Raw genomic sequence first — 22,776 nt, 5'->3', positions numbered from 1 at the left:
TCGAAGGGCCACGCAAACCCCGGCGTAGCTGCCACGAAGTGCGTACCGACGATCGGAGGAGCACCTATGACGACCGAACGCCCCGGTTTCCGGAGCTTCGCATCCACGCCACTCGCCATCACGCTCTGGGTGGCCACGGCCCTCCTGACTGCCATGTTCCTCGCGTTCGGCTGGAACCTGCTGCAGATGAGCATCCTCATCGTGCCCCTCGCAGTCGTCAGCATCGCCGTGACGGCGGCCGCTCTCAAGAAGACGCGCGGCTCCTAGCCACCATGCCCTGACCGCAGGTGCACGCACACACGAAGAAGGCAGGTTCCCATCGCCGGGAACCTGCCTTCTTCGTCGTGCATGCGGGGTCTAGAAGCCGAGCTCGGCGCCGCCATCCTGAGCGTGCTCGATCGGGTCCATCTGGTCGACCGGGATGTGCGGCTTGAGCGGCACGGGCGGCAGCGCGCTCACGGGCCGGTCGGGGCTGGAGAGCCACTGCGGGCGCTCGGGCAGCTTGCGTACGGGCGCGAAGATCTCTTCCAGCCGAACGTGGTCGAGCGTCTCCTTCTCAAGGAGCTCGGCCGCGAGCTGGTCGAGGATGTCGCGGTTGTCGTTGATGACCTTCCACGCCTCGTCGTGCGCCTGCTCGATGAGGAGGCGCACCTCGCGGTCGACGGTCTCGGCGACCGACTCCGAGTAGTTGCGACCTGCGCCGGCCTGCTGCCCGTAGACCGTCTCAGCGGAGGATTCCCCGAGCTTCACGGAGCCGACGGATGCGGTCATTCCGTACTCGGTGACCATCTTGCGGGCCGTCTTCGTGGCCTTCTCGATGTCGTTGGATGCGCCCGTCGTGGGGTCGTGGAACACGATCTCCTCCGCGACGCGGCCGCCCATGGCGTACGACAGCTGGTCGAGGAGCTCGTTGCGGGTGACCGAGTACTTGTCTTCCAACGGCAGGACCATCGTGTAGCCGAGGGCGCGACCGCGCGGGAGGATCGTGATCTTCGTCACCGGGTCGGTGTGGCGCATCGCCGCGGCTGCGAGGGCGTGGCCGCCCTCGTGGTAGGCCGTGATGAGGCGCTCCTGGTCGTTCATGACGCGGCTGCGACGCTGAGGTCCGGCGATGACGCGGTCGACCGCCTCGTCGAGGGCCTCGTTGTCGATGATCTGCGCGTTCGAGCGGGCCGTGAGCAGCGCAGCCTCGTTGAGCACGTTCGCGAGGTCGGCACCCGTGAAGCCGGGCGTCTTGCGCGCGATGACCCGGAGGTCGACGTCCTGCGACAGCGGCTTGCCCTTGGCGTGCACGCCAAGGATGCGGGCGCGGCCGTCGAGGTCGGGCGCGTCGACGCCGATCTGGCGGTCGAAGCGGCCGGGGCGGAGCAGCGCGGGGTCGAGCACGTCCGGACGGTTCGTCGCGGCGATGAGGATGACGTTCGTCGAGCCGTCGAAGCCGTCCATCTCGACCAGCAGCTGGTTGAGGGTCTGCTCGCGCTCGTCGTTGCCGCCGCCGATGCCGACGCCACGGTGACGACCGACGGCGTCGATCTCGTCGACGAAGATGATGGCGGGCGAGTTCTGCTTGGCCTGCTCGAACAGGTCGCGGACGCGGCTCGCGCCGACACCCACGAACATCTCGACGAAGTCGGAACCCGAGATGGAGTAGAAGGGCACGCCAGCCTCGCCCGCGACGGCGCGAGCGAGCAGGGTCTTGCCGGTTCCTGGAGGGCCGTACAGCAGCACGCCCTTCGGGATGCGGGCGCCGACAGCCTGGAACTTGGCGGGCTCCTTGAGGAACTCCTTGATCTCCTGCAGCTCCTCGAGCGCCTCGTTGGCACCGGCGACGTCGTCGAACGTGACCTGCGGGCTCTCCTTCGAGACGAGCTTCGCCTTCGACTTGCCGAACTGCATGACGCCGCGGCCACCGCCGCCACCCAGGCCTCCAGCGAAGAGGATCCAGATGAAGAAGCCGATGAGCAGCAGCGGGAAGAGGATGCTGACGGCCGACAGCAGCCAGCTCGGCTGAGGCACGTCGTCGTCGTAGCCACCGGCGGGAGCAGCCGTGTCGACGGCCGACACGACGTCGTCGGCGCGCGCATCCACGAAGTAGAACTGGACATTCTGGCCGTACTCGGGGTCGGCCTGCGCCAGCTCCATGTCGACGCGGTTGTCACCGTTGACGATGACGACCTTGTCTGCCTTCTTCTCCTGGAGGAGCTGAAGGCCCTGCTGCGTCGTCACCTCGCGGGTGCCGCTGCCGTTGATGAGGCTGAAGCCGAGGCCGATGACCAGCACGGCGAGCACCACGATGAAGATCGGGCTCTTGAGGATCTTGGTAACTTGCTTCATAAGTCGAGACTCGAGTGGCGTGCTCGGTGCCTTTCAGCCGGTTCTTCGCCAGCGCACCGGGGCGCGCGATCGAAAGTCATGGTACTCGGCACCACCGACACGGGTCTCCAGTGTTCGCTGAAGGCGCGCGGATGCACCGGGTCGCGCTACCCCGCCTACTCGCCGCCGTACACGTGCGGCTGCAGCACGATGATGTCGCGCAGGTGGCGGTACTGCTCGTCGTAGTCGAGGCCGTAGCCGACGACGAACTCGTTGGGCACGTCGAAGCCGACGTAGCGCACGGGCACATCCGACTTGAGGCGCTCCGGCTTGCGCAGCAGCGTGCAGATCTCCACGGATGCGGGGCCGCGCGATTCGAGGTTCTGCTTGAGCCATGACAGCGTGAGGCCCGAGTCGATGATGTCCTCGACGATGAGCACGTGCCGGCCCGTGAGGTCGGTGTCCAAGTCCTTCAGGATGCGCACGACGCCGCTCGACTCGGTGCCGGAGCCGTAGGAGCTCACGGCCATCCAGTCCATCTTCAGCGGGATCGTCAGCTCACGGGACAGGTCGGAGACGACCATGACCGCGCCCTTAAGCACGCCGATGAGCAGCGGCTCGCACTCGGCGTAATCAGCCTCGATGCGGCGGGCGATCTCAGCGAGCTTCGCCTGGATCTCCTCTTCCGTGATGAGGACTTCGCGGACGTCGTTCGGGATATCAGTGGCGCGCATCCTGGCTCCTGGGGTGTTTCAGCGCTCGAGAAGACGAACGTGGTGTGCGGCGGAACGGGTGAAGCTAGGCGGTCTCGTCGAGGTGGTCGTCGTGCGCGGAGGCCGTCGCACCGAACAGGATGCGACCCTTCTCGCGCTCCACCCGGATGCCGGGGAGGTCGACCGGGCCCTGACCGCGCCACTCCGTCGCGAGGGCCGTGACGGCCATCGTGTGGCGACGCGTGAGGGAGACGCCGAAGCCCTGCTCGGCGACGATGCGGCAGATGCGCTGGCGCAGCGCGGGAGGCTGCGCGACGATGCCGCCGACGTCGAGGGAGATGCGGCCGTCATCATCGGTGTTCACGATCTCGTGCGCCCACTCGAGAGCAAGCGCATCGAGCGTCTCCGAGTCTTCGCGGAGCGTCGTCGCCGTGCGGGCGAGCGCCTCGGAGATGCCGGGGCCGAGCTCCTTCTCGAGGAGCGGCAGCACCGAGTCGCGCACGCGGACGCGGGTGTAGGCGGGGTCGCTGTTGTGCGGGTCGATCCACGGCGTGATGCCCTGGTCTTCGCACGCCTGGACCGTCACCTGGCGGTGCAGGCCGAGCAGCGGGCGCAGCAGCGTTCCCGTGACGGGCGCCATACCGTGCAGGCTCTTCGCGCCGGAGCCGCGAGCGAGGCCCAGCAGCACCGTCTCGGCCTGGTCGTCGAGCGTGTGGCCGAGCAGCACCCAGGATGCGCCGGTCTCGACGCGCACGGCCTCGATGGCCTCGTAGCGGGCCACGCGGGCAGACGCCTCAGGGCCGGCCCCCAGGTCCTCGACATTGACGCGCACGACGCTCACCGGGGCGAGGCCAAGCTCAGCCGCCTGCTCCGCAGCGTGCTCGGCGATCTTCGCCGAACCCTCCTGCAGGTCGTGGTCGATGATGATCGCGCCAGCCTCGACCTCGAGGCGCTTGGCCTCGAAGACGGCGGCAGCGGCAAGAGCGAGAGAGTCGGGTCCGCCACTCAGGGCGACGAGCACACGGTCGCCCTTTTGCACACGCCCGAGGAGCGAACCACGGACGGCTCGGCGAAGGTCGGCGACTGCTGGAGTGAGGCGAGGGCGATCTGACACAGGTACAGCCTAAACGCGCCCGCGCGAACCGTCACGCTCGGAGCCGCAACAAGCGCCGCCGAAGGGGCAGCGAGGCGCGGTGGCGGGCAGCAGGCTCAACGCTTGCGGCCGAAGAGGAAGTACGAGATCGGACCCACGAAGTTCACGAGCGAGAACGCACCCCACGCGAGTCGCGAACCGCGCACCTCGGTCGGCTTGCGACGCACGAGGCTCAAGAGCGCCGCGGCGAGGAGGGTGAACTGCACTCCGGCGACAAGAGCCGTCCCAAGCGACAACGCGTGCGGAAGCGCCTGGCCCGTCCCCTCCCGAAGCGGGATGAACGGATCGAGGTGCAGCGCTTCCTTGAGATCAGCCATGCAGACCAGCATGCCACGATCCGTCGCCGCCGCTCCAGCGGAGCGTCACAAGGCGAGGCGCAGGCATCGGCCGCCGCCGATGCCGACGGAAAGCGCGTATCCGCACCCCCAACAGAGGCGCATCCACTACCCTGAAGCCGAACGAGACCAACGGTTTCGTGCGGCGAGCAGCGCCCCACAGGGCCCCGCCGACAAGCCACAGAGAATGAGCGCCGCCAGGCGCAACGAAGGAGCGCCATGGGCAGCTACGACGTCGTCATCGAAATCCCACGCGGAAGCCACAACAAGTACGAGGTCGATCACGAGACCGGCCGCGTCTTCCTGGACCGCGTGCTCTTCACGCCGTTCGTGTACCCCGTCGACTACGGCTTCTTCGAGCACACCCTCGCCGACGACGGCGACCCCCTCGACGCGCTCGTGCTGCTCGAGTACCCACTCTTCCCCGGCGTCGGCCTCAAGGTGCGCCCCGTCGGCGTGCTCAACATGGCAGACGAGGCAGGCGGAGACGACAAGATCCTCTGCGTCCCCGCGAAGGACCCCCGCTGGGCCAAGATCCAGGACCTCGGCGACGTCGACGACTCGACCAAGGACCAGCTCAAGCACTTCTTCGAGCACTACAAGGACCTCGAGCCCGGCAAGTGGGTCAAGGTCGAGGCCTGGGGCGACGCCGCCGCCGCCGAGGCGATCATCGAGCGCTCCATCGCGCAGTACAAGCCAGCCGAGTAGGCACCGTTCGCCGGTTCGTCCGGCGGCAGGCTGACGAGAGCCCCGCATCCCACGTGGATGCGGGGCTTCTTCGTGCGCCCGGTGCGGCTGCGGCTGCGGCTGCGGCTGCGGCTGTCCAACATGAGTGCAATATCGGGGATCTGCGGCCCCTAGGGCCCGGAATCGCACGAAATCGCACTGATGTTGGACAGACGTCGAGCGCGAGGATCGTCGTGCAGGCAACCGCCGCCGACGTCAGACGCAGAAGGGCGGCTCCCCGCCGAAGCGAGGAGCCGCCCTTCTGCGCGCGCTGGGTCAGCCAGTGCGAGCGGGGATCAGTAGTAGTAGATGCCTGCCGAGGCGAGCCACGGCTTCGGGTCCATCAGGGTGCCCCAGTACTTCAGCTCGAAGTGCAGGTGGCAGCCCGTGGAGGAGCCGGTGGTTCCGGCGTAGGCGAGCACGTCACCGGCGTTCACGGTCTGGCCGACGTAGACGTTGATGCCACCGTCCATGATGTGCGAGTACGAGACCTGGGTGCCGTTGCCGAAGTCGAGCACGACGTGGTTGCCGAACCCGCCGTTGTAGCCGGCGTAGGTGATCGTGCCGCTGTGCACTGCGTAGAGCGGGGCTCCGCAGGTGCCGCCGTTGACGCCGAGGTCGAGGCCGTTGTGCATGCGGTAGGTGCCGAAGATCGGGTGCAGGCGCATGCCGTACTCGTCGGTGACGACGCCGCTGCTGATCGGTCCGTAGTAGCCGGCCAGCACGCCGCTCGGGGTCTCCGGAGTGGTCGGTGCGACAACCTCGGGCTCGGGTTCGGGCTCCGGCTCGAGCTCGACGTCAGGCTTCTGCGGTTCCTCGGGGAGGATCTCGATGTCGGGCTTCGTCGGGTCGGGCTCGGGTGCCGTGGTCGGCGGCGCGGTCGTCGGCTCCGGGGCCTGCGTCGGTTCCGGGGCCTGCGTCGGCTCCGGGGCCGTGGTCGGCGCTGGGTCCGTGGTCGGCGCTGGCTTGACGGGGTCAGGGTTCGGGGCGGGCGACTCGGCGGGAGTGGTCGGCTGCTGGGGCGCGACCGGCGCAGTCGGGTCTGCCGTGGCCGTCGGCGGGGCAGAGGGCTGGCGAGGAGGTGCAGCCTGTGCCGGCGGGCGCAGCGACTCCGGGGCGACAGAGGTGTCCGTCTGGTCTGCTGGCGCGAGCGGGGCGGATGCCTCTGGGACGTCCGTGGAGATGTCGGGCTTGGCTGGCGCCTGGACGCCGGCTGCTTCAGCGTCGGCGACGGCCTGCTGGTACGCCTCTTCCTGGTAGGCGGCCGCGGCTTCTGCACGCTCGCGGTTCGTCTGCGCGACCTGCTCCTGACGGAGCTTCTCACCGGCTGCGTAGTCGCTGGCGGTGACGTCGCGCTTCTCCTTGAGCGGCGCGAGCATGGCCTGGAGGTCGGCCTTCTTGTTGTCGGCGAGGTACTTCTCGTTCTGGAGGACAACCTGCTCGGCCTGCGCGGCGTCGAACTTGGTCTTCGCGTCGGCTTCGAGCTTCGCGAGCTCGTCGTGCGCGGTTGTCGCCTGGGTGCCGAGGACGTCTGCCGTGTTCTTCTCGGTGACGGCCTGGTTGTAGATGCCGTCGGTCTGCTCGGAGAGCTTGCTGATGGTGCCGAGCTGGTAGAGCAGCGTGTCGGCGTCGCCTGGGTTGAGGAAGAGGGCGAGCTTGGGGTCGCCTGCGCCGCGGGTGCTCATGGCGGCAGCCAGCTGACCGGCCTTCTCGCGTGACGTCGCGGCCTTCTCTTCGGCCGCATCCGCCTGCTCCTGCAGGATCGTGACCTCGGCGAACTTCTCGCTCGACGCGGTCTGCGCCTTGCCGTGCTCTTCGCCAGCGGCCTGCGCTTCGGAGGCTGCTGCGGTCACCATTGCGTCGAGGTCGGCGATCTGCTGCTCGATCTCGCTGATGAGCGATTCCTGGCGGTCGACGTTGCCCTCGGCGGCGACGACGTCTTCCCATGTGGCGTAGTCATCGTCGGCGGCGAATGCGGGGCCGGCGGAGAGCGCAAGCGCGGCCAGCACGGCGGCGGATGCTGCGCCCACGAGCGGGGTACGCCAGCGGTCGCGGAGTCGCAGGGGCTTCCGGCTCCTGGTGGCGGGCATTCGCTCTCCTCGTGATGGATCTTGGGTGCGGAACGAGGCGGACGCCTCTGCGGCAACGCGAGACTGCATTTACCACTGCAGTCACTCGTTTCACACCAACAACACGAGAAACAGTAACAAGTTTGTCAACATCTGCCTAGCGCGTCACAGAGACCCGGGTGAGGAAACCTGTATCGGGTCGTCGTGTGGGCCGGAATCCCGCGCCTCGTGGGGAACATCCGGATACGTGGAAGCCTGCGCGCGCAGGAGACCACGTCCGGCGCGACACGCCGAACGAGCCGCGATGCGGCACCGGATTTGCCGCGAGCCGAAAACGCCCCTATGCTCTTCTCTCGGTAGTCAAGTCAGCTACAAGCACTCGGCCCCATCGTTTAGCGGCCTAGGACGGCGCCCTTTCACGGCGTTAACACGGGTTCGAATCCCGTTGGGGTCACGGTCGTGACAACACCAGGTGCTGGGATGCTGTACATTGAACTGTCGCAATCGAATACGAATGGATCAGCCCAGGCTGAGACACCACAGTAAGGCCCTGTAGCGCAGTTGGTTAGCGCGCCGCCCTGTCACGGCGGAGGTCGCGGGTTCAAGTCCCGTCAGGGTCGCCAAGCATCTTGCCCTCTTCTCGAAGAGGGCAATTTGCAACGGCGACGAACATCAGTGCGTCGCCACGAGGCATCAGCCTCCGGCTCTGTAGCTCAGTTGGTAGAGCGCACGACTGAAAATCGTGAGGTCACGGGATCGACGCCCGTCGGAGCCACTGAAACCCCGCCTAGCTTCTACATGGCGGGGTTTCTTTGCGTCTGCGGCTTGGTTTTCAGGAGCCAACTCCGCATTTACTCCGCAGATTGAAACTGCCGCCGCACGAACCACCGAAGGCCCCGACGTTGTCGTCGAGGCCTTCTTCTGCGTCTGAGCGTAGTCGGTCACGACGCCGCTGCCACCACCTGGTCGATGGCAGCCGCCGCCCGCGCCGCGCCCTGCTGACGCTGGATGTACGCGGCCTCGGTCATGGCCGGATTCTTGTGTCCGAGGAAGTCGGCGATGTCTTTCGCCGACAGCCCGGCTGCGTGGAGCAACGTCGCAGTGGTCCGTCGGAAGCTGTGCGACGTGATGCGTGGGAAGCCGAGCGCCGCGCCCGCTGCGCCGACCGCCTTGGTGATGGTCTGCGGATCCCGCACCGTTCCCCGAACGGAAAGGAACACCGATTCGCCCGCGCCGGGGTTCCCCATGCGTTCGAACCGCGCGAGCAGAAGCGTCTTCGCTCGTGCCGGGATCGCCAAAGTGCGCCGGGAAGCGTCGGTCTTCGGCGCGGGCTGCCGGAGCATGCCGATCCCCTTCTCCCGCACGGCGGTGGCTTCGATCTGCAGCGTGCCCGCGTCAAAGTCGATGTCGGACCACTGAAGCGCGCACAGCTCCCCCACGCGCAGCCCCATGAGGATCATCAGCTCGCTGGGCTCCGCCGCGTCGTTGCGGAGGAGGTGCTCGTTCGCGTAGATGTCGGCGAGGAACTTGTCGACCGACTCTGGCGGAACATGCGTGCGGTCACTGTTCACGCCGGTCGTTTCCCGACGCACCCCTTCCATGGGGTTCTTCGCCAGGGCGTCGTTGCGGACGGCGAGCGACAGCGCACTGGAGAGCACCCGGCGGACGTTGGCGCGGGAACCCTCCCCGTCGATGCTGTCGACGATGCGCTGGAGTCGACCAGTCGTGAGCTCTCCCAGCGTCAGCGCCCCGCGCGGCTTGAGATGCGTGTCCACCACCGATCGGTACTGACGGATCGTGCCGGAGCTCCGGCGGGCCGCGATGCAGTCGGCGATGAAGGCTGCGGCGAGCGCGTTCAGCGTCATCGACGGCGAAAAGTCATCGGAGCCGGTGACCGCGACGGAGCGTTCGAGCGCGGCTTTCTTCACTGCGGCGGTCGCCCCCGCCTCGCTCGTGCCGAGGCGCTCGATCTGCACGTACCGGCCGTCCTGTGTCCGCACGCGGGTGCGTGCGCGGATGCGCTCCTCGCCCCGGTGCGTGATGCGGTCGATGCGGATGGCGCCGTGTGCGCCGATCGGGGTTCGTGGTCTGGACATGGTGCGTGGGCTTCCTCGGTGTGGTGGCTGGATCGCCGGGAAGTATGGGGTGGCTCCGCATTTTCACCGCTCCGGGGAGGGGAAGTCACCGAAATCGGGACCGCTCAGACGGCCCGCACCCCGCCTGCTGGAGCCCTCTCCCTCCGGCATGGGCACCCCATGGCAGAAAATCTGGGAGACCCCAACTTCCCCGTCATTCCGCGGAAGTCGGGGCATCGCTTGTCGGACGGCGACACGTCCTCTTACCCAGGGCGGGAGCGGCCGCCGTCGACGACGAAATTGCTTCCTGTGAGTTTTGACGGGGCCGACCGAGCGGGACGACGAAGCCGGTCGAAGATCACGGATTGGTCACGAAACGGGCGAGCGAGCGTCAAAACGAGGGGCCACTCCATACTTCCCAGCGATCACCACCCGACAGGAAGGAGGAACCCATGACCACAACGAAGATCACCCCAGCACCCCTGCTGGATCAGCAACAGCTCGCCGAGTACCTCGGCGTAGACACGTCGACCATCTGGCGCTGGCGCCAGGAAGGCAAGCCGCTCCCTCCGAGCATCAAGCTCGGCGCGCTCACCCGCTGGCGCCTGCACACTGTCGACGCCTGGCTCTCCGAGCTCGAATCCCAGGAGGCTGCATGACCGTCGCTTGTCCGCCGACTCCAACATAAACGCCCCGACTCTTCCCTGAGCTCGGGGCGTTCGTGCGTGGTGGTGCCCCTATGATCCCTCGCGGGCACGTCGTGCAATCTCTTCTGCGAGCTCCGCCGTGGTGAACCGCGCCAGCACCTGTGTCGTCGACTCCGGTTCCGACTCCCCCGCCGGTTCCTCTCCTATAGGCGCACCTCCGGACAGAGCCGTCTCGAGCGCGGCGATGCGTCGCGCTGGCACCCCGCGGGAGGACTCCCAGCCACCGACCGTGATGCCGGAGACACCGATGCGGGCTCCGAGTTCTTCTCGCGAAAGCCCCGCCGCCTGACGCCGTTCCCGCAGCTCCTCGCCGGTCATGACGGAGACCTCGCCGGTCGACGCCTGTGCCAGCTCGGCGCCGAGCTCCTGCGTGATCGCACGGCGCCAAGCGACCGGTACTCCCCTGGCTTCCATGGCGACGACCACCCTGCGGGTCGGCGCACCGATGGCGTCAGCCAGCTGCTGCTGCGTCCAGCCGCGAAGCTCTCGCGCTGCTCGAACGGCTGTTCCGGGGATGCGGTCGGGGACGTCAGGCATGTCCCTGAGCGTACCGCGTGGGGCAGAAAGCATCGTAGCAAGTCTCTTCATATCGCCTCATTAGGTGACTTTCGCGTCATTGCGTGGCATGATGGGTGCATTCCGCCTCACATGAGGCAAAACAGATCGGAGTCAGGATGAGTATGCAGGGTCACACAGAGGTCGGCGAGTGGGAGCTCGCCACTGTCGAGGAGGCCGCTGTGCGGCTGCGCATGAGCAAGTCGACCGTGCTGCGGATGATCCACAGCGGCCGCTTCGCTGAGCTGCACATCCGCGTGCTCAAGCCAGGCCGCGACTGGCGCATCCACCTCGATGACCTCGATGCCTACATCGCCTCCGGACTCGCACCCGAACGCGAGCCCGGCGTGCCGGTGCTCGTGCGCATCAGCGGCCTCGCCGAACTGTTCCTGCAACAGGGCATCGCCGAGCTTGATGACGACGACCCGCTGGGCGCGTTCGCCGCTGAGTTGCTCGAGCGGATCGAAGGCCGCGAACCCTCGGAAGCCCGCGGCTTCATCGCCGACGAGTCCATCGACGCTGAGCTCTCCGCCCACGCACGCGACGCACGCACGCGCCTCCCCCGTCGTCATCCGATGCGCAGCGGCCTGAACGCCGTCACCCCGCAGTACCTCTAGAAAGGCACCGAAATGGTCATCCCAACTGTCAACGCACCGCCGCCGCAGCGGCTTCTCCGCCCCCGCACCCTCGGGCAGTGGGCTCAGGAGCAGCTTCTCTTGAGCCTGATCGTCTGGCCCTGGATCCTGCTCGCCTACGGACCGATGTCCCTCTCCCCGCGAAAGCTCGACCGCGACCGTCTCGACCCACCTGACTTCAAGACGTACCCGATCCTGGGTGCCATCAGTCGTTTTCTGTGGGCCAGCGGTGGCATGGTGCTCCTCTTCTCCCTGGTGCCGTTCAGCCAGATCGTCACGATCCCGCTGATGCTTGTCGTCATCGCTCGCTGGAGCGCACGTCCATACGGCTTGCCACTCCGCGACCTTGTCGGCCGCGCGGCCAGTCTGATTCGCACCTCTGACCGTTGGCGCATCGCGGGCTGGGTGGCCGTCGGCGGCCTCGGCGTTGTCGTGCTGCTTATTGTCGTCGCTGCCATCGCATCGGCAACTGGCGCACGCCTGCCGTCCGAACTGGCGCACGGATTCTGGGCTGGCCTCGCGCCCGTCCTGGTCGGCGCCGCCCTCGCGCGCGAAGTCGGCTCAGAACACAAGGAGACTGCCGCACACATCGAGCGACGCTCGTACGCGGTCGCCGCGGGTGTTGCCGCTCTGCTCGGCGGTCATCTGAACACCGCAGAGAAGGTCCTCGCCGCAGGCATCCTCGCGCCGCACAACGAGGATGAGGGCTTCACAATCAGCCCGGTTCCGCAGGGGGTTGTGATTGACGTGGGCCGGAAGGGCCTTGAGGTCTTCGACGGCGCTGTATCCAGCGTCTTCCCCAACTTGCACGCGTCGAGGTTCGACCATGAAGCGATTGTCCTCACCCCGCTGACGCCGGAAGTTGAGCGCCGTCGCGCGCTCCTCGCCGCGTCGAACGGCATGGTGGAGGCCAGCGAGACACAGCCTGACGGCCGCGTTGTCTGGCAGCTGGCCGAGGGCGTCTCTCCCGCCCGCGCTGAAGAGGCAAACCTGCTCGCGGAGAACGAAGGCCTGACCCTCATCGAGTGGGCGCCACTGAAGCGACGGGCGGTTCTCGACGAGCTGTCTGAGACCGAGCTCGCGGTTCGCACGGCCGTCGCCGCCGGACTCGGCATCGCCGACCGCCCGTGGGCGATTGAGGTTGAGCTTGAGGATCAGGAAGACGACGAAGCCCCAGTCCGAAGCATCACTGTTCGTCGCATCCCCGCGGGGACGCTTACGGCAAGGCGCGAAGCTGCGTGGCAGGAAGCCCTCCACCGCGTCCCAGGTGGACACCCCGACTGGACCGTCGAAGAAGAACCGGGAACCGGCACGGCGGTACTCACGCATCGGCCGCCTCGCCGCCTTCCGGCGCTGGTGCCCGCTGCCGAGCTGATCGCAGCTCCGGGCGCAGCTGTGTCCTGGTCGAAGATTCCCCTGGGACGCACCGACGCCGGAACCGAGGCGGTTCTCGACCTCAAGGCAGGCCCGCACTCGCTGATCGTCGGCGGAACGGGCTCCGGCAAGAGCGTCGCCTCTCGACTCCTGGTCCTGCAGGCACTCGCCCGAGGCTTCGAGGTCGTCTACATCGACCCGACAAAGAAGGGCGCGGGTCTGCGCGACTTTCAGCCGCACGTCAAGGTGTGGGCCACCGACTCCAAGGCGCAGGCTGCTGCCGTCATGGAAGCGGTCTACTCCGAGGTGCGCCGCCGCGTCGATCTGATTGACGAAGCCGGTGTGGAGGACTGGACGGAGCTCCCGGGAGTGAAGCCGTGGCTGATCGTCCTCGATGAGTTCCGCGGCCTGACTGCAATGCCGATCAAGCCCGCGGAAGCGAAGGGCCCGAAGGCGACCGCGTACGGAGCCGCGGTCGAAAACCGCGACACCATCATCGGCACCATGGGCCTCATGGCAGCGGAGGCTCGGTCCGCGGGCATCCACCTCGTTGTGCTGACGCAGCGCCCCGACGCGAAGATCATCGAGGGCGAGATTCGAGAGAACCTCGGATCGGTTATTCAGCTCATCCCCGCGGGCCGTCCGCCGAGCCCTGAGGCTCTGCGCATGACGTTCACGGACGCAGCCGCAGATGCGGTCGAGGAGATGAACGCACTGAAGAACGGACGCCCTGGCTTCGCGCTGAGCTTCATCGACGGTGGGGGCGTCCGAGGTTTCCGGGTGGGGCTGCTCAACCCCGAACAGGTCGCCCCGCTCCTGCAGGACCACGCGATCCCAGCGGGCATTCCGCTCGACTACACGGCTCCCTCTGCCGACGCGAACGCCGCAGCCGCAGCCGCGGTGTTTGGCACGGAGGTAGCGGAGCCCGAAGAGGTGGTCGCTGAGGAGGAGATGGACCTGTCCGACCTCCTCGGCGATTTCAGCTTCGACGATCTGGACAGCGGCGACGGCTTCACGCCGCCCGACCTGTCCGCGGATTGGGGCAAGTAATGTCCAGCACCATGCCAATGCTTGAGGAGCGCGGACACAGGGTCTTCCTCCCGGACACGGCCCCGTCCATCCATGAATGGGCGGACGCTCAGCGGGAGCTGGGCGCCCGGGTGGAATACCTCCACCCGGTTCGCCCGGCGGACCAGCTCCGCGATTTGCGGGACGAGGCATGGGCTCTGAATGCGCGTTGGAGAACCCTCGGCACGAGGGGTTTCTGGCAGGCGAGTCCCGAAGAAAAGCGACTTATCGGCATGCAGGACCGTGTAGTCGTCATCCCTGAGTGGGTCGCTTTCCGGCGCTGGACGTCGGCAACCAAGCTCCTCGAGGAAGCCTGTGATCGCGGATTCTCGGTCGGCCTGATCGTCGCGATTCGTGTCGAAGATCTGCGCGACGCCCCCTGGGCTGTCAATTGGATCGAGGCGGAAGCTACGCGCTAATCCCCAGGTCCCGTACAGAAACGAACAGAGCCCAGCTTGCCAAGCTGGGCTCTGTTCGTTATGGTAGAGCCACGCACCTAACGAACGGACCGCCACATGAAGATCAAGACCGCAGCAGCCACTGGGCTTGCCTTTGCGGTGCTCGCACTCGCCGGATGCGCGACCCCTGCACCCGCACCGGACAGCACGGCTGACGCAACGTCTGCGTGCTCCATGGACGACTCCACCGGCCTCACGACGATGGCCCTCACCGACGCTCTGATCCCCGGCGCCGGAACGGCTGACGACCTTGGCGCAGCCGCGCTGGGAACTGCTGCACTCACCGGCGATGCCCCTCTTTATGTTTCGACCAGCGACCGTACCTACGATCTGGCAGGCGTACTTCCGGCTGCGATGCCGTGGGCCCCGGAGACTGCCGTTCCCGCCATCGTGGTTCGGCAGGACGACACCTGCGGCATGACGGAGGTCTTGATCCCGAGTCGCGCTGCGCTTCCCTCAGAGGCAGACTCCCCGTCCGCATCTGCAACCGCATGGATCCCCGACAGCGCGCTCGCTGGCTTCATCGAGCCTGCCCCGCGCACGGTGACCGTTGACCTTCGCGACAGCTCCGTCAGCGTCACCAACCGCGCGGGCGAAGTGCTCCTCGCAGTCCCCGGCGTCGGTATCGGCCGCGAAGGTGAAGAGACCCCAAGCGGCGTCGGCTACGTCGTCAGCGAGTTCGTCGACGACCGCCAAGGCGCGGGACAGCCGATCCTCCTGACTTCTCTCCACAGCACCGTCAGCGATTCCTACAGCGGAAATGCGGGCGAAATCGGCATCCACGCATCGGAGGAAGTCGGCGGCGCAGTCAGCGCTGGATGCATCCGCCTCAGGCCCGCGGACCAGGCACTTCTGACCGACATCGTGTCCCCGGGCGACGTTGTTCGAATCATCGCCGCCAACTAGTCACCAGACCGATCCACACACCAAACCGTCCAGGGAAAGGACAACCCGAATGACCAACAAGACCAAGACCCGCACCCGCGTTTCCGCAGCCGCGCTCGCCTTCTTCACCCTCGCAGGCGTCGCGATCGCCGCGTCCCCGGCTCAGGCAATCGAGCCGGATAGCCCAGAAGGCGCGATCGTGTTGCCGAACAGTTCGACGGGTGAGATCAGCTCGCAGTTGCGCGGCTTCTGCCACGCGAAGATCCTCAGCGATCCGGTGCAGACCGACTTCGAAATCGTCAAGAAGGACCCGACCGGTGTGCCCATCGAGGGCGTCGAGTTCACGATCGACTTCCAGGCGAACGCGGCGTCCACCCACGCGATCTCGCTGGACAGCTGGCAGGAAGTGCGCTCGCCAGACCTCGAGGCCACGCGCGTGGACGCAGAGCACGCGCTCTACGCCGCCGACACTGCGGTGAACGACTACCGCCGTGACTTCTGGCACCCGGCGTCGAACGCTCTCTCCACGGCCAAGTCGGACCTTTCCTACGCAGAAACAGTGCTCGCCGGTGGCTCCACCCCTGAGCGGGAGCAGGCGGTCGTCGACGCTCAGGCGGCGGTGGATGAGGCTCAGGCCGCCCTGGACGCCATGCAGCCTGAAATGGACGCACTCACGCAGGTTGCCGCCGACGCACGGACTGCTGCGGTGGCGGCAGCCCAGGCGATCTCGGACCAGCTCATGGCTGACGCGGAGGTCGACACCCTCACCGTCACCACGGATGCCGAGGGCAGGATCGTGCTTCCCACGTACTACTGCAGCGGTGGCGGCGACGGCGGTGGCGACCGCTGGATCATCACCGAAACGGCAGTGCCCGAAGGCGTGGACCCGGCAGGCGTCGGAGCAGAGCTGGTGCTGAGCTCCGGCTACGGGAACCACGTCGAATCCGCGGTGAGGGGCGTGGACGGCGGCGGCGTCTACACGGCAGCGGAGTACACGGAGGAGAGCACCAGCAGCGGTACCAGCTCGGGCACTTGGCGCGTGGACGCCGTGAACGAGCTCCTGCCCGAGGAGCCCACACCGACCCCGACACGAACGCCTGAGGAGCCCACGCCCACGCCGACCGCTCCGGCGCCTACGCCGGTGAAGGAGGTGCAGGTCACGCCTTCGACCCCTGCCCTGCCGCCGATCGTCAGCGGCTAGCCCCAATCCCTCCTGCAGAACAGCGCCCCGCTCGATCCGAGCGGGGCGCTGTTCTGTGCCTTATCTGCCGGAGAACTCTTTCCAGTCCGGTTCATAGTCGTCGGCTGGATCCTCGATGATCGGGTCCTCCGACTCCGACGAATACTCGAATCGCTCCAAGGACGCCAGTTCCTCGTCGTCGAGCTCCAGAGCACAAACCGGACAGACGAGTGCCTCTGCGACGAGCCAGACCGGACGCTCCACGTACCCCTCACGCATCACCAGAGCATCGTCATCGGCGGGCACGCGGAGATAGGTGACGATCGCCCGACCGGGGCAGGCGACACAATCCTCCGCATGATCTTCCTCGTCAGGTGGCACATAGAAACGGCCGCGTCTGGAGTTGAGCAGCGCAACGATGCGCGCCGTCTCCTCGGCACCCAGATCGCCGATGAGCTCTCGATATCTCGCCTGCGCCGCGCTGATCTTCATCTGGATGGCTGCCTCCAGCCGCTCCAAGCGCTTCTCTCGAAGTCCAACGACCATGTCGAGGTTCTCCTCGCCCCAGAAGTCGCCCTCGGATCGCTCAACCGCATCCAGCAGGATCTTCGCCAGCGCCGTCAATTCGACTAGAGCAGCGTGTGTACTGTCCGCGTCTGACATCGCCATGTGCGCCGCCGCGTTACGAACAGAGAGCACTTGGTCGACCGCGGCGGCCGGAAGTGTCATCGACGCATAGAGAGCCTGGACAGTCTGAACCGCCACGCTCATGTCTACAGTCCGTAGCTCTGCCGCGGGCAGAGTTGTTGTTGCGGACCCGGTTAGCGCGACCAACGAAGCCGACGCTTTGTTCGCCGTGTGCTTGGCGAGTAGCGCTGGATGCACCTTTGCAATCGCGCTCCGTGTCAGCCATTCGAAGGCTTCACCGATTGCGGAAGCACGTTGAACCGCCCCAAGGATGTCCACTTCCGATGGCGTTTCGAGTGCCTTACGGGCGGCGGCCGACGCGTACACGTAGAGGCGCTGCGAGAGGTCTGAGAGCTTCACGTTGCCGACATACTGAATGCGGGTGGTCACCTGACCTATCGTGCCGCGCAGAAACTCGATTCGCTCTAGGTTGCTGAGCGTGGCGAAGATTCCTCACCGCAGCGGTACGGCCACCCTAGATTCAGGAGACGCGATGGCGATTCAAAGCGCGAACCAAACTGTCCTCGAGAGTGACTTCCAGAACTTCCTGAACACTGAGTATCCCGGCGAAAACCCTGACGACGTGTTCGAGCTCTACTCCGCCACGCAGGTTCTCAAGCCGAGAGACCTCAACCCCGACGAGCTCGGCGACGGCGTTGTGGACGAGGCCAAAGACGGGGGCATCGACAGTTTCTTCGTGTTCTTGAACGGAACATTGCTGACCCCCGAAAGTCCCCTTCTGATTCCCGGAGACCCGGCCCTTCGTCAGGTCGCGACCAACTCCCGGCTTGAGGTGTTTCTGATTCAGTCAAAGAACACCCACACATGGGAAGAAGGCGCCTGGGAGCATCTACTTGCATCGACGCCCTATCTCCTCAACCCGTCGGCTGACGATGTCCAACTCGACGTCCTCTTCCACTCCGACGTCGTCGAGCGCACCCGCATCTTCCGGCAGGCAACCGTCAGCCTCGCACCGAAATTTCCCAGGGTCAGCTTCTTCGTCCGCTATGTAACGAAGGGCCGTTTCGACAACATCACCCCAACGATCGAAGCGCGGCGCGTCCTGGTGGAAGAAAAGATCCGGGGCATGTTGACGCAAAACGCGCATGTTGAGTGTCAGCACGTCGGCGCGGAGGCCCTCTACAAGCTTGCGGGCACCCAGTACAGTCAACCCGCTCAGCTCAAATTCCGGCAGCTGATTCGGGAACCCGAGTCCTTCCTTGGAGTCGCAGCAGTCGAGGACTACCTCGCGTTCATTCGCGACGAGTCGGGTGCCATCCGCGACGAACTTTTCGAAGGCAACGTCCGTGATTTCGAGGGCGACAACACGGTCAACGAGGCTATCGGCGCGACCCTCGCCACCGCAGACAACGCGGAGTTCTGGTGGCTCAACAACGGGATCACCGTGCTCGGGGACGAAGTTGACAGCCCCCTCCAGGTCATGACGATCCGCCATCCACTCATCGTCAACGGTTTGCAGACTTCGCATGTGCTGCACCGATCGCAGAGGGAAGGCACTCTGGCCCCCGAACGCTTGCAGAACGGTGTCGTCGTCCGAGTCATAGCGTCGACAGACGAAGACCTGCGAGACCGGGTGATAGCCGGGACGAATCGACAGACGCAGGTCCCGGCCGCGGCCCTGTTCGCCACCCAGCCACTGCAACATGACATCGAGCGCATTCTCGGGGCTCACGGATGGTGGTATGAGCGTCGCAAGAACCGCTACCGCAACCTCGGCAAACCGGCCAAGAAGCGGATCGCAATCACGTACCTGGCTCAAGCGCTCATCACCCTCCTGCTTGGACAGCCCGACGAAGCACGGGCCCGCCCAGGCACAGTCCTCGGGCGAAAGGGCGGGCATGACCGCGTCTTCCCCGAGAAGCTCGACAAGAATGCGTACGTCGTCGCAGTAGAGGTCATCAAAGGCGTCGAGGCCTTCCTGGCGACCCGCCAAGCGAAGGCGATTATGGACGAGGCTACAAACGCACGTTTCCACCTGACCGCTGGGTACGCCGTCCTCGCCCTGAGGCTCAAGAAGGCTGATGACATGCGGTTCGACGTGAACTTCCCTCGGCTGAAGCGTCCTCTAACCGAGGCCTACCTGCTCGACGCACTTCGAGACCTCGAGGCAGAAGCGCGAGTGTTCCAACGCGCCAATCCAAGAGCGTCGCGAGATTCAGTGTTCAAGAGCTCAGACTTCACCCGGGACTATCTCGCACGCGTCGCGAAGAGGAATCTGTAACTCACCACCTCAGGACCAAGCTCCATCGTTCGCCATCCCATTTCAAGTCGTAGAGCTGCGGCTCCTCGGCCGACCCGTCGCGCGCTGCGTTGACCCGCCAGAACTCATCGTCGAGCCGGTCAGACCGTGCCTCACCCGCCCACCAGCGGCCGGGCCGTCGCCGGTAGAACAGCATCGGCTGGCCCTCGACAACGTACGGGAACCGCCGCCACCAGAACACCGCGGGTTGTCCGTCGACCAGCTCAACGTTGATCTCGTCATCGAGCGTTCGGGTGAGCGTGGCTGTGGTCATGCAGAGAGGATGTCAGCGGCCACCGACAGTGCGGTGGCTGCCGCCCTTCCCGCCCTAGAGGTGCTTCCGCAGCCAGTCGGGCATCGCAGGATCGTCAACCTGCCACGACCCGACCGTACTCTCGTCAGGTTCCCAATTGCTTTCGTCGCCGTCGAAGAACTTGTGCTTGCTGCACCGATACTTGGTGACGGTGTCACCCTCGAGCCGGTACTCATTCCAGTAGTAGCTTTTGCCGAACCCCGGCCGTTCCTGAGTCGTGTAGATCGTCGTCATGCGACCTGAGCGTAGCCCGCGCCGATGAAGCTGTTGCTACAGACCGACGCCGTGCCCCGCCAGCCACGACTGCGGGTCGTGCGCCTCGCCGGTCGCGGCATCGCGAACCTCGAAGTGCAGGTGCGGGCCCGTCGATGTGCCGGTGTTCCCGACGGCGGCGATCTGCTGACCTGCCTGGACGACGTCGCCGACGTTGACGCTGATGCTGCCTGCGAGGGCGTGGCCGTAGACCGTCCGGATGCCGAGCGTCGGGTGCTCGACGATGACGTGCACGCCGAGTCCTCCGTTGTCTGAGGCCTGGACGGCGGAGACGACCCCGTCGGCGGCGGAGACGATCGGAGTGCCTTCGCCTGGAGCCAGGTCGATGCCCATGTGGTTCGAGCTGGCTCCTGCCGTCGGGCTGATGCGTGGGCCGAAGTCGTCGGTCAGGGCGCCGCTAGTCGGAGCGACGACTGCTGGGCGGACGGTGATGGAGACAGGCTCGTGAGCGCGGATGGTCGCGGGCGCGGAGTCGGCGGAGACGGTGAAGCTCTGAGCTTGCGAGCGAGCGAGCTCGGCGACGGTCGTGGTGTCACCGTCCGCCCCAACAGCCGGGGCTGCGAGGGCTGCGGTTGCCGGGGCTCCGAGGAGAACGGTGAGACCGAGGGCGAGGGCTGCGGCGGCGTTTCGGGCGCGCATGATGAAGGGCTCCTAGAGGTCTCTGTGGCGGGCCGGGGCTACGCCAGCTCGAACGCGATGAAGGCCATGCTTTCCGCATTGGGCCAGCACGTCTGGATCTGCAGGTCGCCAACGGCGGGAATGTCGAGCGAGGTGTGCTGCGACTGGCTCAGGACGGCTGCAACTCCGAGGCTGCGATAGACGACACCGTCGATCGAGACCAAGTAGCCCGCTTCCTTGGGGATACTGTCGCCACCGCAGTAATTGTGGATTGCGGCCACGGCGACGGAGGCTCCGTAGGGCTGATAGACGAGGTCGCCTGTGCACGCATCCAGCTCAGCCTGACTGCCGTAGGTGGTGTACCAAGCCGAGTGGATCGCCGGGTCAGCAGCCTGCGAAGCCTCTGCGGACTCCGCAGCGGTCGGGGCGCTCTCCCCCGCGTACTCGACGTCGATTTCGTCGGAACTTTCGACGGGCGCCGCCTCAGCTGGCGCTGCCTGAACGACGGGCGCAGCCTCTGCGATCGCCTGCGCAGGGATCGAGCTGGAGTAGTCCGGCAGTGCCGGAGCCACCACACCCTCTGCGGGCAGCTCTGCAGTCTCAACGGCCGGGGCGACCTCCGACTGAATAACCGGCAGCGGACCGCTCACCGTCTGAGTCACCACCGGCTGAGCGAGCGCTGGTCCAAGCGACGCGCATCCGGCCAAGACCCCGGCGCCTGCGAGGACCACTGCGGTGCCAGCGACGATGAGGCGGATTCGGTCGCGGCGTGCGTTGCGTGGGCGGGGTGCCTGAGTGGAGGTCATGGCTGCGGTTCCTTCGGTGCGGGGCGATCTTGCTCGCCCGATGAACCGACTGTAACACTAAAGCCACGCACATTACAAGATGAAGATCCCCAAGGTTGGGTGGGCATGACAAAGGCCCCTGAGCTGAGAGCTCAGGGGCCTTTGTTTGCAACCCACCACAGATCACTGGACGAGAAGCCGCAGGTCAACACTCGGCGTCTCTGTTAGAAACACTAACATAACGCTAGCTGTGAGCGCGCTGTGAGCCAAGGATGCTGAGGTCAAGGATTCGGACGGACTTCCGATCGCCGGGGCCGGTGATTTCAGCGATCTTCTCCGCCAGCGCGGCCTCCGCACGGGCATCCCCCTCAGCTGCAGCCTTGCGGATGCGGCTGAGCTTCACGCGAGCATTCGCTTCCGTGATGCCGACCTCCGCGGCGGCGTCGGCGACGGACATGCCCGGCAGCTCCTGCGCCTCTTCTCCACGCGCAGACGCAGCCAGGGCATCACGTCGGGCAGACCTTACAGCAGCCTTCGCCCGATGCTCGTCAGCACCTGGACCGTACCGGGCAATCGCCGCCTGTGGAGAACCGAGGCCGAGCCGCTCGGCAATGACTGACCAGGTGATCGGAGGCTCAGTCGCACGGCAAGCGTCCACCGCCTCCTGTACCCCTACTTCGCGGATCTCTGACTGCATCGCCGCGACCGCGGCGAGCTTGATGGTGGGGTCGCCGGGGTCGGCAGACTCCTCGCGCGCAAGTTCGCGCGCCAGCTTGTTCTTCGCGACTTCGATCGCATCGCTCATTGGCATGACTCCTAGTATGCGGGCACTGTTGTTAGGTGCGTGGTTTCTGTGCTAACCTTAGCATCAACGCCACCCACGGCATCACCACAGAACGAAACGGAGTCGTCATGACCACCACCACCACCACCACCCCTCGCACCCTGTTCGTCAGCGTCGGGAACCTCGACGTGCGCATCAACCGCGCCTTCTTCCTTGAGTGCGCAGCCGATTCTTACGCCTTTGACGGAACCATCCGGGACCGGGCAGGCATCCGCCAGGTCCTCATCGACATCGCACTGACCTCCTTCCTCCGCCGCCGCGGTGCTCGCTACGGCGCTTTCGCCGAGAGCAACACCGCTGAACGCAGCTCCACCATCAGCTACCTCCTCACTCTCCCCGCTGAATGGGGCAACGGCGAGAGCATTGAGGGCCGCTTCACCCTCTACAAGCCCGACGCCGATGACGTCGACCTCGCAGCCCGCTGGATCGAAGAGGCAGACGATGAGGCCACCGCGGCCGCAGCGCTCGCCAAGCGTCGGACTGAGGAGGCCACCGCGTAGTCCGCATTTTCAGACCTGAAACCCCCGGCGGGGGTTTCGTCGTCCGCGGCCTTCCCAACCACGTTTGTTAGGTGCGTGGTTTCTGTGATAACATGACGGCATCGCGACAACTGGTCGCCCCACTGAAAGGCACACTCATGAAGCTCCACCCCCGCATCCGCACGATGCTTCTCGCCCTGCAGGCCTGGAGCGCGTCCGAGCTGGCCGCCGAGCTCGATCGGGTCGACGCGCGCCTCGCGCGTCGGGCATA

Annotated in this window: 23 protein-coding genes and 3 tRNA genes; 13 read left to right on the top strand and 13 right to left on the bottom strand. The window is 66.2% G+C overall.

What is annotated here, in order from left to right; translation table 11 throughout:
* The first annotated feature begins 66 nt into the window (after nucleotides 1-66).
* Nucleotides 67-267, top strand: coding sequence for a hypothetical protein (locus ACQFZP_RS15310; protein WP_211891919.1), 201 nt, complete (start codon nucleotides 67-69; stop codon nucleotides 265-267).
* Nucleotides 268-357: 90 nt separating this feature from the next.
* Here the strand turns inward: ACQFZP_RS15310 and ftsH are convergent, their stop codons facing one another.
* The 4 genes from ftsH to ACQFZP_RS15290 all read right to left on the bottom strand — a co-directional run bounded on the left by ftsH (nucleotide 358) and on the right by ACQFZP_RS15290 (nucleotide 4,496).
* The gene (gene ftsH / locus ACQFZP_RS15305; protein ID WP_104310490.1) at nucleotides 358-2,334 is read right to left on the bottom strand and encodes an ATP-dependent zinc metalloprotease FtsH; all 1,977 of its coding nucleotides are present in this window, start codon (nucleotides 2,332-2,334) and stop codon (nucleotides 358-360) included.
* A 155-nt stretch (nucleotides 2,335-2,489) separates the two neighbouring features.
* Nucleotides 2,490-3,047, bottom strand: a complete 558-nt coding sequence (gene hpt / locus ACQFZP_RS15300) for a hypoxanthine phosphoribosyltransferase (RefSeq protein ID WP_104251707.1) — start codon at nucleotides 3,045-3,047, stop codon at nucleotides 2,490-2,492.
* Nucleotides 3,048-3,111: 64 nt separating this feature from the next.
* The gene (gene tilS / locus ACQFZP_RS15295; RefSeq protein ID WP_211891918.1) at nucleotides 3,112-4,140 is read right to left on the bottom strand and encodes a tRNA lysidine(34) synthetase TilS; all 1,029 of its coding nucleotides are present in this window, start codon (nucleotides 4,138-4,140) and stop codon (nucleotides 3,112-3,114) included.
* Between the two features lie 95 nt (nucleotides 4,141-4,235).
* Complete coding sequence (locus tag ACQFZP_RS15290) at nucleotides 4,236-4,496, bottom strand: PLDc N-terminal domain-containing protein (protein WP_104310610.1); 261 nt, start codon at nucleotides 4,494-4,496, stop codon at nucleotides 4,236-4,238.
* 237 nt (nucleotides 4,497-4,733) lie between these two features.
* Here ACQFZP_RS15290 and ppa point away from each other — a divergent pair, with 237 nt between their 5' ends.
* Nucleotides 4,734-5,222 (top strand): inorganic diphosphatase, encoded by a 489-nt coding sequence (gene ppa, locus ACQFZP_RS15285; protein ID WP_068479635.1) that lies wholly within the window; start codon nucleotides 4,734-4,736, stop codon nucleotides 5,220-5,222.
* 314 nt (nucleotides 5,223-5,536) lie between these two features.
* Here the strand turns inward: ppa and ACQFZP_RS15280 are convergent, their stop codons facing one another.
* Nucleotides 5,537-7,330, bottom strand: a complete 1,794-nt coding sequence (locus ACQFZP_RS15280; protein WP_211891917.1) for a peptidoglycan DD-metalloendopeptidase family protein — start codon at nucleotides 7,328-7,330, stop codon at nucleotides 5,537-5,539.
* A 360-nt stretch (nucleotides 7,331-7,690) separates the two neighbouring features.
* Between ACQFZP_RS15280 and ACQFZP_RS15275 the strand changes: the two genes are divergently transcribed.
* From ACQFZP_RS15275 to ACQFZP_RS15265, 3 genes are all read left to right on the top strand, one after another.
* A tRNA-Glu gene (locus tag ACQFZP_RS15275) sits at nucleotides 7,691-7,763 on the top strand.
* Nucleotides 7,764-7,855: 92 nt separating this feature from the next.
* Nucleotides 7,856-7,932, top strand: a tRNA-Asp gene (locus ACQFZP_RS15270).
* A 79-nt stretch (nucleotides 7,933-8,011) separates the two neighbouring features.
* A tRNA-Phe gene (locus ACQFZP_RS15265) sits at nucleotides 8,012-8,084 on the top strand.
* A 166-nt stretch (nucleotides 8,085-8,250) separates the two neighbouring features.
* Here the strand turns inward: ACQFZP_RS15265 and ACQFZP_RS15260 are convergent.
* Nucleotides 8,251-9,405, bottom strand: a complete 1,155-nt coding sequence (locus ACQFZP_RS15260; protein WP_211891916.1) for a tyrosine-type recombinase/integrase — start codon at nucleotides 9,403-9,405, stop codon at nucleotides 8,251-8,253.
* A 431-nt stretch (nucleotides 9,406-9,836) separates the two neighbouring features.
* On the opposite strand from ACQFZP_RS15260, the gene ACQFZP_RS15255 reads away from it, so the two are divergent.
* Nucleotides 9,837-10,043 (top strand): helix-turn-helix transcriptional regulator, encoded by a 207-nt coding sequence (locus tag ACQFZP_RS15255; RefSeq protein WP_211891915.1) that lies wholly within the window; start codon nucleotides 9,837-9,839, stop codon nucleotides 10,041-10,043.
* Between the two features lie 78 nt (nucleotides 10,044-10,121).
* Here ACQFZP_RS15255 and ACQFZP_RS15250 read toward each other — a convergent pair whose 3' ends face one another.
* Nucleotides 10,122-10,628 carry a helix-turn-helix domain-containing protein gene (locus ACQFZP_RS15250; protein ID WP_211891914.1) on the bottom strand — a complete coding sequence of 169 codons (507 nt, stop codon included), beginning with the start codon at nucleotides 10,626-10,628 and terminating at the stop codon, nucleotides 10,122-10,124.
* 143 nt (nucleotides 10,629-10,771) lie between these two features.
* On the opposite strand from ACQFZP_RS15250, the gene ACQFZP_RS15245 reads away from it, so the two are divergent.
* The 5 genes from ACQFZP_RS15245 to ACQFZP_RS15225 all read left to right on the top strand — a co-directional run bounded on the left by ACQFZP_RS15245 (nucleotide 10,772) and on the right by ACQFZP_RS15225 (nucleotide 16,267).
* Nucleotides 10,772-11,263: an excisionase family DNA-binding protein gene (locus ACQFZP_RS15245; protein WP_211891913.1), complete on the top strand. Its 492-nt coding sequence runs from the start codon at nucleotides 10,772-10,774 to the stop codon at nucleotides 11,261-11,263.
* A 12-nt stretch (nucleotides 11,264-11,275) separates the two neighbouring features.
* Nucleotides 11,276-13,705, top strand: coding sequence for an FtsK/SpoIIIE domain-containing protein (locus ACQFZP_RS15240; protein ID WP_211891912.1), 2,430 nt, complete (start codon nucleotides 11,276-11,278; stop codon nucleotides 13,703-13,705).
* Nucleotides 13,705-14,142 carry a hypothetical protein gene (locus ACQFZP_RS15235; RefSeq protein WP_211891911.1) on the top strand — a complete coding sequence of 146 codons (438 nt, stop codon included), beginning with the start codon at nucleotides 13,705-13,707 and terminating at the stop codon, nucleotides 14,140-14,142. Before ACQFZP_RS15240 ends, ACQFZP_RS15235 begins: the two co-directional genes overlap by 1 nt.
* A 96-nt stretch (nucleotides 14,143-14,238) precedes the next feature.
* Complete coding sequence (locus ACQFZP_RS15230; protein ID WP_211891910.1) at nucleotides 14,239-15,087, top strand: L,D-transpeptidase; 849 nt, start codon at nucleotides 14,239-14,241, stop codon at nucleotides 15,085-15,087.
* Nucleotides 15,088-15,136: 49 nt separating this feature from the next.
* Nucleotides 15,137-16,267, top strand: a complete 1,131-nt coding sequence (locus ACQFZP_RS15225) for a hypothetical protein (RefSeq protein ID WP_211891909.1) — start codon at nucleotides 15,137-15,139, stop codon at nucleotides 16,265-16,267.
* A 60-nt stretch (nucleotides 16,268-16,327) separates the two neighbouring features.
* Here ACQFZP_RS15225 and ACQFZP_RS15220 read toward each other — a convergent pair whose 3' ends face one another.
* On the bottom strand, nucleotides 16,328-17,323 hold the full coding sequence (locus ACQFZP_RS15220) for a hypothetical protein (protein WP_211891908.1): 996 nt from the start codon (nucleotides 17,321-17,323) through the stop codon (nucleotides 16,328-16,330).
* 49 nt (nucleotides 17,324-17,372) lie between these two features.
* On the opposite strand from ACQFZP_RS15220, the gene ACQFZP_RS15215 reads away from it, so the two are divergent.
* Entirely contained in the window at nucleotides 17,373-19,175 is a 1,803-nt protein-coding gene (locus ACQFZP_RS15215) for an AIPR family protein (RefSeq protein ID WP_211891907.1), read from the top strand.
* A gap of 1 nt (nucleotide 19,176) precedes the next feature.
* Here ACQFZP_RS15215 and ACQFZP_RS15210 read toward each other — a convergent pair whose 3' ends face one another.
* The 5 genes from ACQFZP_RS15210 to ACQFZP_RS15190 form a co-directional block, all read right to left on the bottom strand.
* Nucleotides 19,177-19,467 (bottom strand): hypothetical protein, encoded by a 291-nt coding sequence (locus tag ACQFZP_RS15210; RefSeq protein WP_211891906.1) that lies wholly within the window; start codon nucleotides 19,465-19,467, stop codon nucleotides 19,177-19,179.
* Between the two features lie 54 nt (nucleotides 19,468-19,521).
* Nucleotides 19,522-19,740, bottom strand: coding sequence for a hypothetical protein (locus ACQFZP_RS15205; protein WP_211891905.1), 219 nt, complete (start codon nucleotides 19,738-19,740; stop codon nucleotides 19,522-19,524).
* Between the two features lie 36 nt (nucleotides 19,741-19,776).
* Nucleotides 19,777-20,418: a M23 family metallopeptidase gene (locus ACQFZP_RS15200; RefSeq protein WP_211891904.1), complete on the bottom strand. Its 642-nt coding sequence runs from the start codon at nucleotides 20,416-20,418 to the stop codon at nucleotides 19,777-19,779.
* Nucleotides 20,419-20,456: 38 nt separating this feature from the next.
* Nucleotides 20,457-21,203: a hypothetical protein gene (locus ACQFZP_RS15195; RefSeq protein WP_211891903.1), complete on the bottom strand. Its 747-nt coding sequence runs from the start codon at nucleotides 21,201-21,203 to the stop codon at nucleotides 20,457-20,459.
* 223 nt (nucleotides 21,204-21,426) lie between these two features.
* The gene (locus tag ACQFZP_RS15190; protein WP_211891902.1) at nucleotides 21,427-21,987 is read right to left on the bottom strand and encodes a hypothetical protein; all 561 of its coding nucleotides are present in this window, start codon (nucleotides 21,985-21,987) and stop codon (nucleotides 21,427-21,429) included.
* Between the two features lie 107 nt (nucleotides 21,988-22,094).
* On the opposite strand from ACQFZP_RS15190, the gene ACQFZP_RS15185 reads away from it, so the two are divergent.
* The gene (locus ACQFZP_RS15185; RefSeq protein ID WP_211891901.1) at nucleotides 22,095-22,526 is read left to right on the top strand and encodes a hypothetical protein; all 432 of its coding nucleotides are present in this window, start codon (nucleotides 22,095-22,097) and stop codon (nucleotides 22,524-22,526) included.
* The last annotated feature ends 250 nt before the right edge of the window (nucleotides 22,527-22,776 follow it).

This window comes from Pseudoclavibacter sp. Marseille-Q434 (genome assembly GCF_050315415.1).
Lineage (GTDB): Bacteria > Actinomycetota > Actinomycetes > Actinomycetales > Microbacteriaceae > Pseudoclavibacter.
This window is presented reverse-complemented; position numbering and strand designations above follow the sequence as displayed.

Bases quoted from the DNA above. Each gene is read 5' to 3' on its own strand.
- ACQFZP_RS15280 (WP_211891917.1), bottom strand. From the start codon at position 7,330: ATGCCCGCCACCAGGAGCCGGAAGCCCCTGCGACTCCGCGACCGCTGG.
- ACQFZP_RS15245 (WP_211891913.1), top strand. From the start codon at position 10,772: ATGCAGGGTCACACAGAGGTCGGCGAGTGGGAGCTCGCCACTGTCGAG.
- ACQFZP_RS15255 (WP_211891915.1), top strand. From the start codon at position 9,837: ATGACCACAACGAAGATCACCCCAGCACCCCTGCTGGATCAGCAACAG.
- ACQFZP_RS15190 (WP_211891902.1), bottom strand. From the start codon at position 21,987: ATGAGCGATGCGATCGAAGTCGCGAAGAACAAGCTGGCGCGCGAACTT.
- ACQFZP_RS15205 (WP_211891905.1), bottom strand. From the start codon at position 19,740: ATGACGACGATCTACACGACTCAGGAACGGCCGGGGTTCGGCAAAAGC.
- ACQFZP_RS15235 (WP_211891911.1), top strand. From the start codon at position 13,705: ATGTCCAGCACCATGCCAATGCTTGAGGAGCGCGGACACAGGGTCTTC.
- ACQFZP_RS15210 (WP_211891906.1), bottom strand. From the start codon at position 19,467: ATGACCACAGCCACGCTCACCCGAACGCTCGATGACGAGATCAACGTT.
- ACQFZP_RS15195 (WP_211891903.1), bottom strand. From the start codon at position 21,203: ATGACCTCCACTCAGGCACCCCGCCCACGCAACGCACGCCGCGACCGA.
- ACQFZP_RS15250 (WP_211891914.1), bottom strand. From the start codon at position 10,628: ATGCCTGACGTCCCCGACCGCATCCCCGGAACAGCCGTTCGAGCAGCG.
- ACQFZP_RS15185 (WP_211891901.1), top strand. From the start codon at position 22,095: ATGACCACCACCACCACCACCACCCCTCGCACCCTGTTCGTCAGCGTC.
- ftsH (WP_104310490.1), bottom strand. From the start codon at position 2,334: ATGAAGCAAGTTACCAAGATCCTCAAGAGCCCGATCTTCATCGTGGTG.
- ACQFZP_RS15310 (WP_211891919.1), top strand. From the start codon at position 67: ATGACGACCGAACGCCCCGGTTTCCGGAGCTTCGCATCCACGCCACTC.
- ACQFZP_RS15225 (WP_211891909.1), top strand. From the start codon at position 15,137: ATGACCAACAAGACCAAGACCCGCACCCGCGTTTCCGCAGCCGCGCTC.
- ACQFZP_RS15260 (WP_211891916.1), bottom strand. From the start codon at position 9,405: ATGTCCAGACCACGAACCCCGATCGGCGCACACGGCGCCATCCGCATC.
- ppa (WP_068479635.1), top strand. From the start codon at position 4,734: ATGGGCAGCTACGACGTCGTCATCGAAATCCCACGCGGAAGCCACAAC.
- ACQFZP_RS15200 (WP_211891904.1), bottom strand. From the start codon at position 20,418: ATGCGCGCCCGAAACGCCGCCGCAGCCCTCGCCCTCGGTCTCACCGTT.
- ACQFZP_RS15240 (WP_211891912.1), top strand. From the start codon at position 11,276: ATGGTCATCCCAACTGTCAACGCACCGCCGCCGCAGCGGCTTCTCCGC.
- ACQFZP_RS15290 (WP_104310610.1), bottom strand. From the start codon at position 4,496: ATGGCTGATCTCAAGGAAGCGCTGCACCTCGATCCGTTCATCCCGCTT.
- hpt (WP_104251707.1), bottom strand. From the start codon at position 3,047: ATGCGCGCCACTGATATCCCGAACGACGTCCGCGAAGTCCTCATCACG.
- ACQFZP_RS15230 (WP_211891910.1), top strand. From the start codon at position 14,239: ATGAAGATCAAGACCGCAGCAGCCACTGGGCTTGCCTTTGCGGTGCTC.